Annotated in this window: 17 protein-coding genes; 13 read left to right on the top strand and 4 right to left on the bottom strand. The window is 76.6% G+C overall.

Annotated elements, in window-relative coordinates:
• Together ACI79F_RS10875 and ACI79F_RS10870 are read left to right on the top strand one after the other, a co-directional pair.
• Positions 1 to 1,394, top strand: a 1,394-nt coding sequence (locus tag ACI79F_RS10875) for an NADH-ubiquinone oxidoreductase-F iron-sulfur binding region domain-containing protein (RefSeq protein ID WP_456578900.1), incomplete at its 5' end; no start/stop codon positions are given.
• A 17-nt stretch (positions 1,395 to 1,411) separates the two neighbouring features.
• Positions 1,412 to 1,621, top strand: coding sequence for a ferredoxin (locus ACI79F_RS10870; protein ID WP_456545132.1), 210 nt, complete (start codon positions 1,412 to 1,414; stop codon positions 1,619 to 1,621).
• A 72-nt stretch (positions 1,622 to 1,693) separates the two neighbouring features.
• On the opposite strand, the gene ACI79F_RS10865 is transcribed toward ACI79F_RS10870, so the two are convergent.
• A complete protein-coding gene (locus ACI79F_RS10865; protein WP_456545133.1) occupies positions 1,694 to 3,412 on the bottom strand; it encodes a glycoside hydrolase family 13 protein in 1,719 nt (572 codons plus the stop codon).
• A gap of 175 nt (positions 3,413 to 3,587) precedes the next feature.
• Here ACI79F_RS10865 and ACI79F_RS10860 point away from each other — a divergent pair, with 175 nt between their 5' ends.
• The 4 genes from ACI79F_RS10860 (at position 3,588) to ACI79F_RS10845 (ending at position 6,362) form a co-directional block, all read left to right on the top strand.
• The gene (locus ACI79F_RS10860) at positions 3,588 to 4,079 is read left to right on the top strand and encodes a hypothetical protein (protein ID WP_456545134.1); all 492 of its coding nucleotides are present in this window, start codon (positions 3,588 to 3,590) and stop codon (positions 4,077 to 4,079) included.
• A gap of 94 nt (positions 4,080 to 4,173) precedes the next feature.
• Positions 4,174 to 4,551 (top strand): FKBP-type peptidyl-prolyl cis-trans isomerase, encoded by a 378-nt coding sequence (locus ACI79F_RS10855; protein ID WP_456545135.1) that lies wholly within the window; start codon positions 4,174 to 4,176, stop codon positions 4,549 to 4,551.
• Positions 4,552 to 4,612: 61 nt separating this feature from the next.
• On the top strand, positions 4,613 to 5,641 hold the full coding sequence (locus ACI79F_RS10850) for a cation diffusion facilitator family transporter (RefSeq protein ID WP_456545136.1): 1,029 nt from the start codon (positions 4,613 to 4,615) through the stop codon (positions 5,639 to 5,641).
• Between the two features lie 28 nt (positions 5,642 to 5,669).
• Positions 5,670 to 6,362 (top strand): DsbA family oxidoreductase, encoded by a 693-nt coding sequence (locus ACI79F_RS10845; RefSeq protein WP_456545137.1) that lies wholly within the window; start codon positions 5,670 to 5,672, stop codon positions 6,360 to 6,362.
• A gap of 90 nt (positions 6,363 to 6,452) precedes the next feature.
• Here ACI79F_RS10845 and ACI79F_RS10840 read toward each other — a convergent pair whose 3' ends face one another.
• Entirely contained in the window at positions 6,453 to 6,695 is a 243-nt protein-coding gene (locus ACI79F_RS10840; RefSeq protein ID WP_456545138.1) for an acyl carrier protein, read from the bottom strand.
• An 83-nt stretch (positions 6,696 to 6,778) separates the two neighbouring features.
• Positions 6,779 to 7,054 (bottom strand): hypothetical protein, encoded by a 276-nt coding sequence (locus tag ACI79F_RS10835; protein WP_456545139.1) that lies wholly within the window; start codon positions 7,052 to 7,054, stop codon positions 6,779 to 6,781.
• A gap of 86 nt (positions 7,055 to 7,140) precedes the next feature.
• On the opposite strand from ACI79F_RS10835, the gene ACI79F_RS10830 reads away from it, so the two are divergent.
• The 6 genes from ACI79F_RS10830 to ACI79F_RS10805 all read left to right on the top strand — a co-directional run bounded on the left by ACI79F_RS10830 (position 7,141) and on the right by ACI79F_RS10805 (position 12,273).
• A complete protein-coding gene (locus ACI79F_RS10830) occupies positions 7,141 to 7,467 on the top strand; it encodes an ArsR/SmtB family transcription factor (RefSeq protein WP_456545140.1) in 327 nt (108 codons plus the stop codon).
• Entirely contained in the window at positions 7,464 to 7,973 is a 510-nt protein-coding gene (locus ACI79F_RS10825) for an SRPBCC family protein (RefSeq protein WP_456545141.1), read from the top strand. The genes ACI79F_RS10830 and ACI79F_RS10825 overlap by 4 nt, the downstream gene beginning before the upstream one ends.
• A gap of 114 nt (positions 7,974 to 8,087) precedes the next feature.
• Complete coding sequence (locus ACI79F_RS10820) at positions 8,088 to 9,302, top strand: MFS transporter (RefSeq protein ID WP_456545142.1); 1,215 nt, start codon at positions 8,088 to 8,090, stop codon at positions 9,300 to 9,302.
• Complete coding sequence (locus tag ACI79F_RS10815; RefSeq protein ID WP_456545143.1) at positions 9,299 to 9,709, top strand: rhodanese-like domain-containing protein; 411 nt, start codon at positions 9,299 to 9,301, stop codon at positions 9,707 to 9,709. The genes ACI79F_RS10820 and ACI79F_RS10815 overlap by 4 nt, the downstream gene beginning before the upstream one ends.
• 3 nt (positions 9,710 to 9,712) lie before the next feature.
• On the top strand, positions 9,713 to 11,593 hold the full coding sequence (locus ACI79F_RS10810) for a right-handed parallel beta-helix repeat-containing protein (protein WP_456545144.1): 1,881 nt from the start codon (positions 9,713 to 9,715) through the stop codon (positions 11,591 to 11,593).
• Positions 11,590 to 12,273 (top strand): acVLRF1 family peptidyl-tRNA hydrolase, encoded by a 684-nt coding sequence (locus ACI79F_RS10805; RefSeq protein ID WP_456545145.1) that lies wholly within the window; start codon positions 11,590 to 11,592, stop codon positions 12,271 to 12,273. Before ACI79F_RS10810 ends, ACI79F_RS10805 begins: the two co-directional genes overlap by 4 nt.
• Before the next feature lie 41 nt (positions 12,274 to 12,314).
• On the opposite strand, the gene ACI79F_RS10800 is transcribed toward ACI79F_RS10805, so the two are convergent.
• Complete coding sequence (locus tag ACI79F_RS10800) at positions 12,315 to 13,325, bottom strand: zinc-binding dehydrogenase (RefSeq protein WP_456545146.1); 1,011 nt, start codon at positions 13,323 to 13,325, stop codon at positions 12,315 to 12,317.
• A 182-nt stretch (positions 13,326 to 13,507) separates the two neighbouring features.
• On the opposite strand from ACI79F_RS10800, the gene ACI79F_RS10795 reads away from it, so the two are divergent.
• Positions 13,508 to 15,571, top strand: coding sequence for a HelD family protein (locus tag ACI79F_RS10795; protein ID WP_456545147.1), 2,064 nt, complete (start codon positions 13,508 to 13,510; stop codon positions 15,569 to 15,571).
• Positions 15,572 to 15,692 lie beyond the last annotated feature (121 nt).

Genomic DNA, 15,692 nt, shown 5'->3' with positions numbered 1-15,692 from the left:
CGCGCCCGTCCCGCCCGCCCGATCCGGCCCGCCCGGACGCCCCGGAGGTCCTGCCCCCCATGAGCCTGGCGACCCCCGCCCCGGCCACCCCCGCCCCGGTCCTCCCCGCCCCCGTCACCGCCGCCGTCACCGCCTACCCCGGGGTCGAGGACCGGCTCCTCGCCGGCCGGGGCGAGCGCGAGGACCTCGCCGCCTACCGGGCCGGCGGCGGCTACGCGGCCGTCGCGGACGCCGAGCGGCTGCTCGACGAGGTGGACGAGGCCGGCGTCCGCGGCCGCGGCGGCGCGGCGTTCCCCGCCGCCACCAAGATCCGGACCGTCCGCATCGGCCGCGGCGTCCCCGTCGCCGTCGCCAACGGCGAGGAGGGCGAGCCGGCCTCGGTCAAGGACCGCTGGCTGCTGCGCACCCGCCCGCACCTGGTGCTCGACGGCCTGCGGCTGGCCGCGCTGATGGCCGGCGCGGACCAGGTGCACGTGTACGTCTCCGACCCCGGCGCCGCCGCGAGCGTCACCCGCGCCGTGGAGGAGCTGCGCGGGGCCGGGGTGTGGGACGCCGACGTGGCCGTCACCCTCGTCGAGCCGACCTACGTGGCCGGCGAGGAGACCGCCGCCGTCCAGGCGCTGAACGGGGGGCCGGCGCTGCCGACGGACAAGCCGCCGCGGCCCTTCGAGGAGGGCGTCGGGGGCCGGCCGACCCTCGTCTCCAACGTGGAGACCCTCGCCCACCTGCCGCTGGTGCAGCGCCTGGGCGCGACCGGCTACCGGGCGCACGGGACCGTCGCCTCCCCGGGCACCTTCCTGCTGACGCTGTCCGGCGTCGCCGCCACCGGGCTGTACGAGGTGCCGTTCGGGGTCACCCTGACCGAGGTGCTGCGGTGGCTCGGCGAGGACCCGGAACGGGCGGACGGCGTGCTGATGGGCGGCTACTTCTCCGGCGTCCTCGGCCGGCACGTGCTCGACGTGCCGCTGGAGTACGACGCGCTCAAGGCGCTGCACAGCGGCCTGGGCTGCGGCGCGGTGGCCGTGCTGAACTCGGGCACCTGCCCGGTCGAGGTCTCGGCCGCCGTCATGGCCTACTTCGCCCGGGAGAACGCCGGCCAGTGCGGCTCCTGCTTCAACGGGACCGCCGCGATGAGCGCCGTCCTGGAGGCGCTGCGCGACCACCGGGCCGAGGAGGCCGACGTGCAGCGGCTGACCGACTGGTCGGTGCGCCTGCGCGGCCGCGGGGCCTGCGGCACGCTCGACGGCGCGACGAACGTGGCGGCCGCCGTCCTGCGGGAGTTCCCCGACGCCGTCCGCACCCACCTGGACGGCACGTGCGCCCCCTGCGCCGAGGCGGAGGGGCAGCCGCTGCCCCGGGAGCCGTTCGCCGTCGGCCTGCCGGCGCCGGCCTGACCGCGAGGAGGACCGCCGTGAAGATCAAGCTCGACCGGACCAGGTGCGACGGCTTCGGCTTCTGCGCCCGCTACGCCCCCGACGTGTTCGACCTCGACGAGTGGGGCTATGTCTCGCTGATCGGGGCCGGCACCGTCACGCCCGAGCGGGAGGACGACGTGCGCCGCGCGCTGCTCGACTGCCCCGTGCACGCGATCACCGAGCTGCACCCCGTCGCCGAGGCCTGACCTCGCCTCGACGAGATCTGCACTCTCGTCGCCATCAGGCGCTGATACCGACGACTGTGCAGATCTCGCCGGTCAGGGCAGGCGCAGCACCCGGGCCTCCCAGGCGCGCAGCTCGGGGCCGGGGTCGGGCAGGTTCCCCAGCACGAGCTCCGCGCCGGCCGCCTCGGGCAGCAGCCCGGCCAGGTCGTGCGGCCGCGCCGACAGGTTGCAGGCCACCAGCAGCGTCTCCCCGGCCAGCGAGCGGGTGAACGCGTAGACGTCGTCGTGCTCGGGCAGCAGCATCCGGAAGTCCCCGACCGCGACGACGTCGGAGGAGTGCCGCAGCGCGATCAGCCGCTTGTGGTGGGCGAACACCGAGTGCGGGTCCGCGCGCTGGGCGGCGGCGTTCCACTCGACGTGGTCGGGGTTGACCGCGATCCACGGCGTGCCGGTGGTGAACCCCGCGTTCGCCGAGGCGTCCCACTGCACCGGGGTGCGCGCGTTGTCCCGGCTCATGGCCCGCAGCGCGGCCAGCACGGCCTGCGGGTCCGCGCCGGCGGACACCGCGTGCACGTGGTGGTTGAGCGACTCGACGTCCCGGAACTCCTCCAGCGAGGCGAACGGGGCGTTCGCCATCCCGAGCTCCTCGCCCTGGTAGACGTACGGCGTCCCGCGGTGCAGGTGCAGCAGCGTGGCCAGGCAGGTCGCCGAGTCGCGGCGGTACCGGGGCGAGTCGTCGCCGAAGCGGGAGACCGCCCGCGGCTGGTCGTGGTTGTCCCAGTAGAGGGAGTTCCAGCCGACCTCGGCCAGGCCGGCCTGCCAGCGGCCGAACGAGGCCTTGAGGTCGCGCATCCGCAGCGGGTGGACGTCCCACTTCGACGTCCCGTGGTCCAGGCCGACGTGCTCGAACTGGAACACCATGTCCACCTCGGCGCGCGCCGGGTCGGTGAACAGCCGCGCCTGCTCCACCGTCACGCCCGGCATCTCGCCGACGGTGAGGAACGCGCCCTCCCGCCCGGCGAACACCTCGCGGTGCATCTCCTGCAGGAACTCGTGGATCCGCGGCCCGCAGAGGTAGGACGCCGACCCGTCCCCCCACGCCGAGCCCGGCAGCGGCGGCCCGTCGTGCAGGGCGCCGTCCGGGCCGACGTCCTTGCTGATCATGTTGATGACGTCCATCCGGAAGCCGTCGACCCCGCGGTCGAGCCACCACCGCATCATCGCGTACACCGCCTGCCTGACCTGCGGGTTCTCCCAGTTCAGGTCGGGCTGGCGCCGGTCGAACAGGTGCAGGTAGTACTCGCCGCCGGCCTCGTCGAGCTCCCAGACCGGGCCGGAGAAGAAGGACTGCCAGTTGGTCGGCTCGGCGCCCGGGGCGCCGGCCGCCATGCCCGGCCGCGGCGGCCGCCACCAGTACCAGTCCCGCTTCGGGCTCGCCGGCGACGACCTCGACTCGAGGAACCACGGGTGCGCGTCGCTGGTGTGGTTGACGACCAGGTCCATGAGCAGCCGGATCCCGCGGGCGTGCAGCTCGGCGACCAGCCGGTCGAAGGTCGCCAGGTCGCCGAACAGCGGGTCGATGTCGGTGTAGTCGCTGATGTCGTAGCCGTTGTCGGCCTGCGGCGACGGGTACACCGGCGACAGCCACAGGACGTCGACGCCCAGGTCGGCCAGGTGGTCCAGCCGCTGCAGGACGCCGCCGAGGTCGCCGATGCCGTCGCCGTCGGAGTCCATGAACGAGCGCGGGTACACCTGGTAGACGACGGCGCGGGTCCACCACGCCGATTCCCCACCCACCCGCTCGCCGTCCACGTCCCCAGCCCAGCACGGCCCGGCACCCGGCGCATCCGCGTGCTGCGGCGGCCGCGCGCGAAGGGGGTGACGGCGGCCGGGACCCCGGCTACCTTGCCGCCCGGCTCGAGCCGGAAGCGGCTCGGCCGCACCCCGTGCGCGACCGCCCGCGGGACAGTCGTGCCCGAGGAGACCCATGTCCCGCCCCGCCGTCCGCCGTGCCCTCCCCGCCGCCCTGTTCGGTGCCGCGCTCCTGCTCACCGCCTGCGGCTCGGACGACGACACCGCCGACGCGACCGGCTCCGCCGGCTCGGGCGGCGACACGGGCGCGGTGGAGGACGCCGCCGCCGACAGCGGCGTGCCCGAGGAGTGCGCAGAGGCGTACCCGACGGCGTTCGGCCCGGCCGACATCGCCGACGTCGAGCTCGCCGCCGGCTTCCCCGAGCCGCCGTCGGGCGCGGTGCTCTGCGAGACGGGCGGGACCGCCGACGGCTCCCAGGAGTACGCCAACTACGCCGCCGGCCTCAGCGAGGAGGAGGTCTTCGCGTACTACGAGGGCGAGCTCGCCGGGGCCGAGCGCGGCGAGGACGGCATCGGCGCCCCGATCCTGTCCGGCACCACCGACGGCGTGTACTGGCAGGTCCAGTCGGAGGACGGCGGCTTCAGCGTCCTGTTCGCCACCGAGTGACCCCCTCGGTCCCCGCCACTGCGCCGGCCCCGGCCGGCGCTGCTTGGATGGACCGCGGTGCCGGGACCTCCCCGGTGCAGGAGGGAGAGATCTCGTGGCCGAGCTGACCCGACCGGACGTCGACCCACCCACCGGCCCGGCGCCGGCGGACCTGGTGATCGAGGACATCACCGTCGGCGACGGGCCCGAGGCGACCCCCGGCAGCCTGGTGAGCGCCCACTACGTCGGCGTCACCCACGACGGCGGCGAGACGTTCGACGCCTCCTGGGACCGCGGCGACCCGCTGGAGTTCCGGCTGGGCGTCGGCATGGTCATCCAGGGGTGGGACGAGGGCATCGCCGGCATGCGCGTCGGCGGCCGGCGGCGGCTGACCATCCCGGCGCACAAGGCCTACGGCGACCGCGGCGCCGGCGGCGTCATCAAGCCCGGCGCGACCCTGGTCTTCGTCGTCGACCTCGTCGGCGTGCGCTGACCCGCGGGGGCGTCCCCGCGGCGGCGCTTGACCCGCCACCCGCGGGGGCATCCCCGCGCCCATGACCGAGCCGGCGCCCACGCCCCAGCACGCGCTGCTCACCGAGGCGGGCAGCGGCGGCGGTGGAGGTGGCGGCGGCGCGGGGTCCGGCGGCGAGTCGACCGGCACGGTCGTCGTCGCCGGCCTGGCCAACCTCGGCATCGCGATCGCGAAGCTGGTCGGCGGCCTGATCAGCCACTCCTCGGCGATGCTGTCGGAGGCGGCGCACTCGCTGGCCGACACGATCACCGAGGTGCTGCTGTTCGTCGCGCTCAAGCGCGGCGACCGCGCCCCCGACCGGCGCCACCCGGTCGGCTACGGGCGGGAGACCTACTTCTGGGCGCTGCTGGCCTGCCTGGCCACCTTCACCCTCGGCGCGGGCTTCTCCTTCTACCAGGGCGTGGAGACGATCCTCGAGGGCGAGGAGCAGGGCGACCCGCGGGTCGCGTACGTCGTCCTGGGCGTCTCCTTCCTGCTCGAGGGCGCGTCCTGGCTCAAGGCGGTCCGGCAGGTCCGCGGCGCCGCCCGCCGGTGGGGCACGACGCCGCGCCGCTACCTGGCCGAGACCAGCGACACCACGGTCAAGGCGGTCACGTTCGAGGACAGCGCCGCCCTGGTCGGCCTGGTGCTGGCCGCGCTGGGGCTGTTCCTCGAGCAGGTGACCGGCGACCCGCTGTGGGACGGCATCGCCGCGATCCTCATCGGCGTCCTGCTGCTCGTCGTCGCCGGCGCGCTGGCGCGGGCCAACGTGTCGCTGCTCATCGGCCAGTCGGTGCCCGAGCGGCTGCAGGCGGAGCTGCGGGCCGAGATCCAGGCGCTGCCGCAGGTGGTCGGCGTCCCCGTCCTGCTGACGACGGTGCTCGGCCCCGGCCGGCTCGCCGTCATGGCCAAGGTCGACTTCGCCGACGACGCCACCGTCGCCGACGTCGAGCGCGCCTCCGACGAGGCCGAGCGGCGGCTGGTGGCCCGGCACGAGGGCGTCCGCTACGTCTTCCTCGACCCCACCCCCGGCGACGGGCGGGCGCGGGCGCAGGCGCACCGGCCGGAATGACGCCGCCGCCGCCGTCGTTGGCGGCGGCGTGCGCGTAGAGGTGTGGAGCGACGTCGTCTGTCCCTGGTGCTACATCGGCAAGCGGCGGCTGGAGGCCGCGCTCGAGCGGTTCCCGCACCGCGACGAGGTCGAGGTCGTGTGGCGTTCCTTCGAGCTGGACCCGTCGGTGCCGGAGGGGGAGACCCACCCGACGCTGCCGGCGCTGGCCGCCAAGTACGGCCGCAGCGTCGAGGAGATGCGCGGCATGATGCGGCACGTCGAGGAGACCGCCGCCGGCGAGGGCCTGCGCTACGACCTCGCGAACGGCGTCAGCGGCAACACGCTGCTGGCCCACGAGCTGCTGCACCTGGCCGCCGAACGCGGCCGGCAGGGCGAGATGAAGGAGCGGCTGCTGCACGCCCACTTCGAGCAGGGCCGCTCGGTGTTCGACGTCGACTCGCTGGCGGCGCTGGCGGTCGAGGTCGGCCTGGACGAGGCCGAGGTCCGCGCGGCGCTGGCCGACTCCCGCTACCGGCAGGCGGTGCGCGACGACGTCGCCACCGCCCGGGCGCTGGGCGCCACCGGCGTGCCGTTCTTCGTCGTCGACCGCCGCTACGGCGCCTCCGGCGCCCAGCCGGCCGACCTGCTGCTCCAGGTGCTCGAGCGGGCGTGGGCCGACGCCCACCCGCTGCTCACCGTCCCCGCCGCCGAGGGCTGCGAGGGAGACAACTGCGCGGTCTGAGGAAGGACCCCGTCCTCCCCAGCCCTCGCACGCTCGGGGCGGTGCCCTGGACGGGGCCGGCGGGTCCCGTCCAGGGCGTGACGCTGCGGCTCAGCTGGTGGCCGGGCCGCCCTGGTCGGTGCCGGACAGCTTCCGCAGGAACTCGTGGCACCGCCGCGCGCGGGCCGAGTCCTGCTCCATGACCTCGCGGAAGAACCCCGCGATGTCGTCCAGGCCCGCGTTCTCGGCGTCCCGGACGTACTGGCCGTAGTCGTGGCCGGCCTTGAGCGAGTGGTACTGCACCGAGATCAGGTCGTAGGTGACGTCCTCGAAGCCGGTCTCCCCGGTGGCCATGGCTGTCCTCCGTCCTGTTCCGGATGTGTCGCAGGACACCGTTCCCCCGCCGGGCCGGATGAAACGGACCGCTCCGTCACGGGCTAGGAGACGCCGCCCGCGGTCTCCCCGCCGCCGGTCAGCGGGCCGCCGACGAGGTCCTCGCCGACCGGGTCGTCGACCGCCGAGCCGCCGGTCACGTCGCCGCCGCCGGCGTCGTCGGCCTCCGTCTGCCCGGCCGCGAGCTCGTCCTCGCCGCCGGCGGTGGGGTCGTCGGCGGCCGAGGCGAGGTCGTCGCCCTGGCCGTGGGCGCCGGGGTCGGCCTGCAGCGTCCGGGGGTCGTTGAGCGGGTCGGGCACGTCGGGGTCGGTGACGGTCATGGCCGAGCCGTTCCCGGGACGTCGTCGGCGCAATCCCGCGCCCCGAGCCGGACCGGACATGTCAGCGATGTGTTACACATCGGGCCGTGCAGGCGCTCGCGGCGGTGGCCGACCCGATCCGGCGGGAGATCGTGGCGCTGCTCGCCGGCGGCGAGGTGTCGGCGGGCGACCTGGCGCGCCGGTTCCCGGTCAGCCGCCCCGCCGTCAGCCGGCACCTGCGCGTGCTGCGCGAGGCCGGCCTGGTCCGCGCCCGCGTCGAGGGCCGGCGGCACCTGTACGCGCTGGACCCCGAGCCGCTGCGCGAGATCGACGCGTGGCTGGAGCCCTACCGCGACCTGTGGGCGCGGCGGCTGGACGCGCTGGACACCGAGATCGCCCGCGGACGGCGGGCGCGGCGGGAGGAGACCCGATGACCGCAGGGCGGCCGGACGACCGGCGCGGCGAGGTCAGCACCGATCCCGACGGCCGGCGGCGGCTGGTCTTCCGGCGCTCCTGGCCCGATCCCGCCGCGGACGTGTGGGCGGCGCTCACCGAGCCCGAGCGCTCGCAGCGGTGGATCGGCCGGTACGACGGCGAGCACGGGGCCGGCGCCGAGGGCACGTTCACGATGACCGCCGAGGACGGCGCCCCGGTCACGCAGATCCGCCTCGAGGAGTGCGACCCGCCGCGGCGGCTGGTCGTGCGGTTCCTCGACGGCATGGCGTGGCGGCTGGAGGTGGACCTGGCCGAGGACGCCGGGCGGACGACGCTCACCTTCACCCAGGTGCTGGCCGCCGACACCGGCGTCGCCGACGTCGCGGCCGGCTGGCACTGGTACCTCGACCGGCTCGACGCCGTCCTCACCGGCGGTGAGATCCCGGCGGACTGGGACGCCTTCTACGCCGCCGTCGGCCCGCAGTACGCCGTCCCGCCGGCCTGAGGGAGATCCGGACCGCCACGGTCCGGCGCGCCTCCGTCCCTCGGCGGCCGGACGGCGCGGTGTGGGTTAGCGTGGCGGAGGTCCCTTCCCCGAAGTCGACGGGCTCCTCCTCTGGTGTCTCCCTACCTGCACGTCCTGCGGACCCCGCACGCCGTGCCGATGGTCCTCGCCGCGTTCATCGGGCGGCTGCCGCTGTCGATGGTGGGTCTCGGCTGCGTCCTGCTGGTGGCCGACGAGACCGGGTCCTACGCCTTCGGCGGCGCAGTGGCCGCGGTGGGGGCCGTGACGACCGCGGCGGCCGGGCCGCTGCTCGGCCGGCTCGCCGACACCTTCGGGCAGAGACGCACCCTGCTGCCGGTGACCGCGGTGTTCGCGGCGTCCGGCGCGGCCTTCCTCGCGGCGGTGAAGGAGGACTGGCCGGCTTTCACGGTGTTCCTCTTCGCCGGCCTCGCCGGGGCCTGCATCCCGCCGGTGGCCTCGATGATCCGGGTCCGCTGGACGCACCTGCTGCGCGGCACGCGGCGACTGCCGGCCGCGCTGGCGATGGAGTCGGTCGTCGACGAGTTCGTCTTCATCGTCGGGCCGGTGCTGGTCACCTTCCTGTCCACGACCGGGCACTCCACCTCCGGCGTGGTCACCGCCTTCGTCCTGGCCGTCGTCGGCAGCCTGCTGTTCGCCGCCCAGGGCCGGACCGAGCCGCCCCCGCACGGCCACGTCAGCCGCAACGGGCCCTCGGCGATCCGGACCCCCGGCATCCGGGTGCTCTTCGTGGTCGGCGCCGCGGTCGGCGCCATCCTCGGCACGCTGGAGATCGCGCTGGTCGCCTTCGCCGACGAGGTCGACGCCATGTCGCTGTCCGGCGTCCTGATCGCCGGGCTCGCGGTCGGCTCCATGGTCAGCGGCATCGGCTGGGGCACCGTGCACTGGCAGGCCCCGCTGCGCAAGCGGCTGTTCTTCGCCCTCGCCGCGCTCACCGTGCTGATCGTGCCGCTGCTGCTGATCGAGGACGTCTGGCTGATGCTGCCGTTCGTCGTCATCGCCGGCGTCGCCGTCTCGCCGTCGCTGATCAGCTCCTTCACCCTCGCCGAGCTGCTGGTGCCGCCGTCGGCGACCACGGAGGCGTTCACCTGGATCGGCACGGCCCTGGGGCTCGGCGTCGCCGTCGGCTCGTCGCTCGCCGGCCTGATCGTCGACGCCCAGGGCGCCAACGCCTCGCTGGTCGTCGCCGTCGTCGCCGCCGGGGTGGCGGCCCTGGCCGTCGGCGCCTTCCGGCACGTGCTCATCGTGCCCGCGCAGAACGCCGAGGCCGAGGCGGTGATGGCCGGATGAGCGCCGCCGAACGCCCCGCCGGGGCGAAGACCATCGCCGAGGTGCTCGCCGAGGCCCGCGGCCGGCTGCGGCGGGTCGAGCCGCGGGAGGCGGCCGAGCGCGCGGCGGCCGGTGCCGTGCTGGTCGACACCCGGCCCGCGTCCCAGCGCGACCGGGACGGGGCGATCCCCGGGGCCCTGGTGATCGAGCGCAACCACATCGAGTGGCGCTTCGACCCGGCCAGCGACGCGAAGGTGCCCGAGGCCACGGGCTACGACGTCGAGGTCGTCGTCTTCTGCGACGAGGGCTACTCCTCCAGCCTGGCCGCCGACTCGCTGCGTGCCCTCGGCCTGCACCGCGCCACCGACGTGATCGGTGGCTTCCAGGCGTGGAAGGCGGCCGGCCTGCCGGTCATCAGCAGCGACTGAGCCGTGGCCCTCCCCCCGAGCGCGGCGCCGCGGCGGCGACGCCGGCCGGCGCTGCTGGCCGTCGCCGTGCTCGCCACCGCAGCCCTCGCCGGCGGGGCCGCCGTGCTGGCCGGCGGGGACGAGGTCCCCGGGCGCGGGACGGCGGCGAGCGCCCCGCCGTCGCCGGCCGGTCCGCCGCCGGACGAGCCGCCGGCGGCGCGCCCCGCGGCGGCGGCCGGCGCCGCACCGCCGGGCAGCCGGGAGGACCCGGTGCCCGGCGACGCGCTGCACGTGGCGCCCTCCGGGGACGACGCCGCGGCGGGCGGCCCCGGCGACCCGTTCCGCACGGTGGCCCGGGCGGTCGAGGCGGCGCCGGACGGCGCGACGATCGTGCTGGAGGCCGGCACCTACCACGAGCGGGTCACCCTGCCCGAGGACCGGGCGCTCACCCTGCAGCCCGCCCCCGGCGCGGAGGTCTGGTTCGACGGCACCCGCGAGGTGACCGGCTGGGTCGCGGACGGCGCCGCCTGGCGGCTGGACGGCTGGACGGTGGAGTTCGACAGCAGCCCCACCTACGAGCAGGGCGCCCCGGACGGCACGGAGAAGGGCTTCACGTTCGTCGACCCGGCCTTCCCGCTGGCCGCGCACCCGGACATGGTGTTCGTCGACGGCGTGCCGCAGCGGCAGGTGGCGAGCCGGGCCGAGGTGGGCCCGGGCACGTTCGCGGTGGACGACGCCCGGGACCGGCTGTGGCTGGGCACCGACCCCACCGGGCGGGCGGTCCGCGCCAGCGACCTCGACGTGGCGCTCACCGTGCTCGGCGCCGGCAGCACCGTCCGGGGGCTGGGCTTCCGCGGCTACGCGACCTCGGTGCCGCAGAAGGGGACGGTGCGGGTCACCGCCCGCGGCGCCACCCTCGAGGACGTCGTCGTGCGGGACAACGCCACCCAGGGAGTGTTCGTCGGCGGCCGCGGGCAGGGCGAGGACGTCGTCGTCCGCGACGTCACCGTGGAGGGCAACGGGCTGATCGGGCTGGAGTCCTCCTACGCCGACGGGCTGCTGGTCGACGGGCTGCGCGCGGTCGGCAACAACACCGAGCGGTTCAACGCCGCGCCCGTCTCCGGCGGCGCCAAGCTCGGGCGGGCGCGCGGGCTCACCGTGCGCGACAGCCTCTTCGCCGACAACCGGGGCACCGGCCTGTGGTTCGACGAGTCGGTGTACGGGGCGACGGTGACCGGCAACGACGTCCTCGGCAACACGGCGAACGGCATCGCGTACGAGATCTCCAGCGCCGCCGTCCTGGCCGACAACCTCGTCGCCGGCAACGGCCGCACCGGCGTGAAGATCAACAACGCGGCGGGCGTCGAGGTCTGGAACAACACCGTGGTCGGCAACGGCGAGCGCCCGCTGTGGGTGGTGCAGGACGAGCGGCTGGCCGAGGACCTCGACCTCCCGGGCCACGACCCCCGGCAGGACCTCCCCGACCCCTCGGTCACCTGGGTGCTCGGCCCGGTGACCGTCGGCGACAACGTGATCGGCGGCGGGCCGGGCGCCGCGTGCCTGGTCTGCGGGCAGGACGGCGCCCTGCGGCGCACCGCGGCCGAGATCGGCCTGACGCTCACCGGCAACGCCTACCTGGTGGCCGGGCCCGGCGACCCGGCCGCGGTGGTGACCTGGCCGGAGGGCGCGGCGGCGCCGGTGCCGTACCCGAGGCTCGCGGAGTTCCGGGCGGCGACCGGGCAGGAGGCCAGCGGCGCGGAGTTCCCGCCGTCGGCGCTGGCCGGCACCGCGCCCGCGCCGGTGCTGGTGGCCGCGCAGGAGCGGGTCGCCGTGGGGCTGCCGGCCGCGGTGGCGGACGTCCTCGGCCTGCCGGAGGGCACCCGGCGGCTGGGCGCGCGGCCGTGAGCCGCGCCCGGCCCGCCGCCGGCGGTGGCCGCCGGCTGGGCGTGCCCCCGCAGCGGCTGGGCCGGTGGCTGGACGGCGTCGCGGAGCGGCACGGCGCGTTCGCCGACGTGCGGGTGGCGGACGGCGACGCCCTGGCAGTGGCCTGCGCGGACGGCACCGCGGTCACGCTGCGCGCCCCGTTCGGCTGGGCTCCCGAGCCGCCGCTGCTCGCCTCGTTCGCCGCCGCCGCCCGGCGGCCGCACCGGGTGGCGGTGCTGCTGGTGCGCCGCGGGCGTTGGGCGGTGGGGGTGTTCGCCGGCGCGGAGCTGGTCGCGTCGAAGGTGGACAGCCGGCAGGTGCAGGGGCGGACGGCGGCCGGTGGCTGGTCCCAGCAGCGCTTCGCCCGGCGCCGGGACAACCAGACCGCCGCCGTGGTGGCCGCGGCCGCCGACACCGCGGCCCGGGTGCTGCTGCCGCACGCGGGCACCCTGGCCGCCCTGGCGCCCGGCGGCGACCGCGGCCTGGTCGACGACGTGCTGGCCGACCCCCGCCTGCGCCCCCTCGCCGCCCTGCCCCGCCTCGCCCCGCTCGAGGTCGGCGAGCCCACCAAGGCCGTGCTGCTGGAGACCCCGCAGCAGTTCACCGCCGTCGACGTCCACATCGTCGAGCCCGGCGAAGGGGAGGCCCCCACCGGGCGATAGGGCGGTCCTGCACGGGGCAGAACCGCCCTGCCGCGCCGATCTCAGGGCTGGATCACCAGGCGGATGGGGTTGCCCTCCTTGCGCTCCAGCTGCTCGACCCCGCGGGCGGCCTCGGCCAGCGGCAGGGTGCCGGAGATGGACCTCGAGAGGTCCAGCCGGCCGTGCCGGACCAGGCGCACGAGCTGCTCCACGTGCTGCGGCTCGGAGCCGTAGTGGCCGAGCAGGCGCTGGCCGAAGTAGCTGAACTGCGTGCCGTTGCGGATGGTCAGCGGCTGGTCGGTGAGGCCGACCAGCACCAGGCCGCCGTCCCGCTCCAGGCAGCGGACCGCCTGCTCGCGCACCGGCGCCACGCCGGCGAAGTCGAACGCGTACGCCAGCCCGGCGCCGCCGGTGAGCTCGCGGACCCGGGCGGCGACGTCCTCGGCCGGGTCCAGCGCCAGGTCGGCGCCGAAGGCCAGGGCGCGCTCGCGGGCGGCCTCCACCGGGTCGACGGCGACGATCGGCGCGGCGCCGGCCAGCCGCAGCAGCTGCACCGCGTGCGCGCCGAGCCCGCCGATGCCCCACACGCCGACCGGCTCCCCGGCGCGGACGCCGGCCGTGCGGACGATCGAGGCCCACGGCGTGGAGACGGCGTCGGGCACGATGCAGGCCTGCTCGAAGGGCATGTCGTCGGGGATCGGCACCAGGGTGGGCACCGTGGCCAGCGCGTACTCGGCCCAGCCGCCGTCGTAGTCGACCCCGCGGGTGTGGATCCAGCCGCCGATCTCCTCGCCGGCCTGCAGGGTGACCCGCTGGCCGACGGTCGCGCCGCTGACGCCCTCGCCGAGCTCGGCCACCTCGCCGGCGACCTCGTGGCCGAGGGTGACCTCGTCCCCGGCGAGGAACAGCGGGGACAGCTCCCCGGAGATGAGGTGGACGTCGGAGAGGCAGATGCCGGCCGCGCGGACGCGGATCAGCACCTGGCCGGGGCCGGGTGCGGGGCGCGGCACCTCGCGGACCGCGAACTCCCTCGTGCGCACGTTCAACCGGCCGGCGAGCATCGTGTCGGACATGCCCACTCCCTCCCCACCGGGTGCCGGAGGCAACCGCACGGGTCGGCGCAGGTCGGGGACGGCACGGGGCAGGGTGAACTCGTCGCGGGGGGCCGGAGGCCCTCCCGACGAGGACACGGGCAGCGGCTCGGCCCAGGGCGGGGACGGCACCTGGTGGCGGTGTCGTCCGGTAGGACGACGATGTGACCGTGTCGATCCCGCCTGCTGAGACGACCACCACCTCCGATCCCGTCCTCGCCGCCGAGCGCGCGCACCTGGAGCTCGCCGCCGAGTGCCTGGCCGGCATGCGCGCCGCGGCCGCCGCCGTGGTGGACGCCGGCGTCGACGCCTGGGCCTCCGAGCGGCTGGGCGCCGCCCGCGCCGAGCGGCTGCGCGCGCTGGCCGAGGACCCCGGCGTCCCGCCCTTCTTCGGCCGCACCGACGGGCAGGGCGAGACCTTCCACATCGGCCGCCGGCACGTCCGCGACGACGCCGGGCACCCGGTGGTCATCGACTGGCGGGCGCCGATGAGCCGGCCGTTCTACCGCGCGACCGCCGCCGACCCGCAGGGCCTGGTGCGCCGCCGCCGGTTCGGCTTCGACGGCGGCGAGCTCACCGGCTACGAGGACGAGCTGCTGGCCGCCGGCCAGCAGGAGGACGGCCGGCTGCTCGACGGCGCGGGGAGCCGGGTCCTGCTCGAGGAGATCGAGCGCCCGCGCAGCGGCCCGATGCGCGACATCGTCGCCACCATCCAGCCCGAGCAGGACGAGATCGTCCGGGCGCCCCTGGCCGAGTCGGTCTGCGTGCAGGGCGCGCCCGGCACCGGCAAGACGGCGGTCGGCCTGCACCGCGCCGCCTACCTGCTCTACAGCCACGCCGGCCAGCTGGCCCGCAGCGGCGTCCTCGTCGTCGGCCCCAACCGGGCGTTCCTGCGCTACATCGAGCAGGTCCTGCCCACCCTCGGCGAGGTCGACGTCGAGCAGACGACGGTCGCCGATCTCACCGCCCGGGTCCCGGTCCGCGCCGCCGACCCGCCGGAGGTCGCCGCGCTCAAGGGCGACGAGCGGATGGCCGCCGTCCTGCACCGCGCCCTGTGGGGCGCGATCGTCAAGCCCGCCGAGGACGTGCAGGTGCCGCTGGCCGGCCGGCGCTACCGGGTGCCGGTGGAGCGGCTCAAGCGCTACGTCGACGACCTGCGCCGCCGCGGCCGCGGGGACGACGACCAGCAGGTGCTGCACTACGCCGCCGGCCGGGAGCGGCTGGCGATGAGCCTGGCCGAGGACGCGCGCCGGCAGAAGGAGGCCGCCGGCGGCAGCCCGTCCGACGCCGAGACCCGCCGCGCCGCCCGCAGCCCGGAGGTCCGCGCGTTCTGCGACGCGGTCTGGCCGGCGCGCGAGGCCGCCGCGCTGGTCTGCGGGCTGCTGTCCGACCCCGCCCAGCTGGCCCGGGCGGCCCGCGGCGTGCTCGACGAGGCCGAGCAGGCGGCGCTGCGGTGGCCGGTGCCGCCGCGGTCGGTCCGGACGGCGCCCTGGTCGGCGGCCGACGCGGTGCTCGTCGACGAGGTCGCGGGCCTGCTGGAGCGCACCGCCGGCTACGGGCACGTCGTCGTCGACGAGGCGCAGGACCTCTCCGCCATGCAGTGCCGCGCGATCGCCCGCCGGCTGGCCGCGGGCTCGCTCACCGTCCTCGGCGACCTCGCCCAGGCCACCAGCCCCTGGGCGGCGGGGGACTGGGCGCCGACGCTGCGCGGCCTGGGCCGGCCGGACGCCGCCGTCCGCCCGCTGGTGCGCGGGTACCGGGTGCCCGGGGAGGTGCTGGACTTCGCCAACCGGCTGCTGCCGGTGATCGCGCCCGGCCTGCCGGCCGCCACCGCGGTGCGCCGAGAGCCCGGCTCGCTGACCGTGCGGCCGGAGGCGAGTCTGGCCGGCCCGCTGGCCGACGTCGTCCGCGAGCTCGCGGCCGCGCCCGGCTCGATCGGCGTCGTCTGCGCCGACGCGGCGGTCGCGGACGTCGTCGCGGGCCTGCGGGACGCCGGGCTCCCCGCCGAGGCCCTCACCGACGACGGCGCCGCGGCCGGCCGGCCCGCGGTGGTGCCGGCCGGGCTGGCCAAGGGGCTGGAGTTCGACGCCGTCGTGGTGGTCGACCCGGCGGCGATCGCGGCCGCCGAGCCGCGCGGGCTGCACCGCCTCTACGTCGTCCTCACCCGGGCGGTCAGCCGGCTGGTCGTGCTGCACCGCGGCGACCTGCCGGAGGCGCTGGCGGGCTGAGCGTCGTCACCACCCGTCATGCCCTCGTCGCGCGGTGCGTCGTCCCGCCCGTCCCGGGCGTCCCGCCGCGGCGCGGGAGGTTGTGGCACCGGGCGTCGTCTGTTTCCGTGGGCGACCGTCT

This window comes from Blastococcus sp. SYSU D00868 (assembly GCF_054050575.1).
This window is presented reverse-complemented; position numbering and strand designations above follow the sequence as displayed.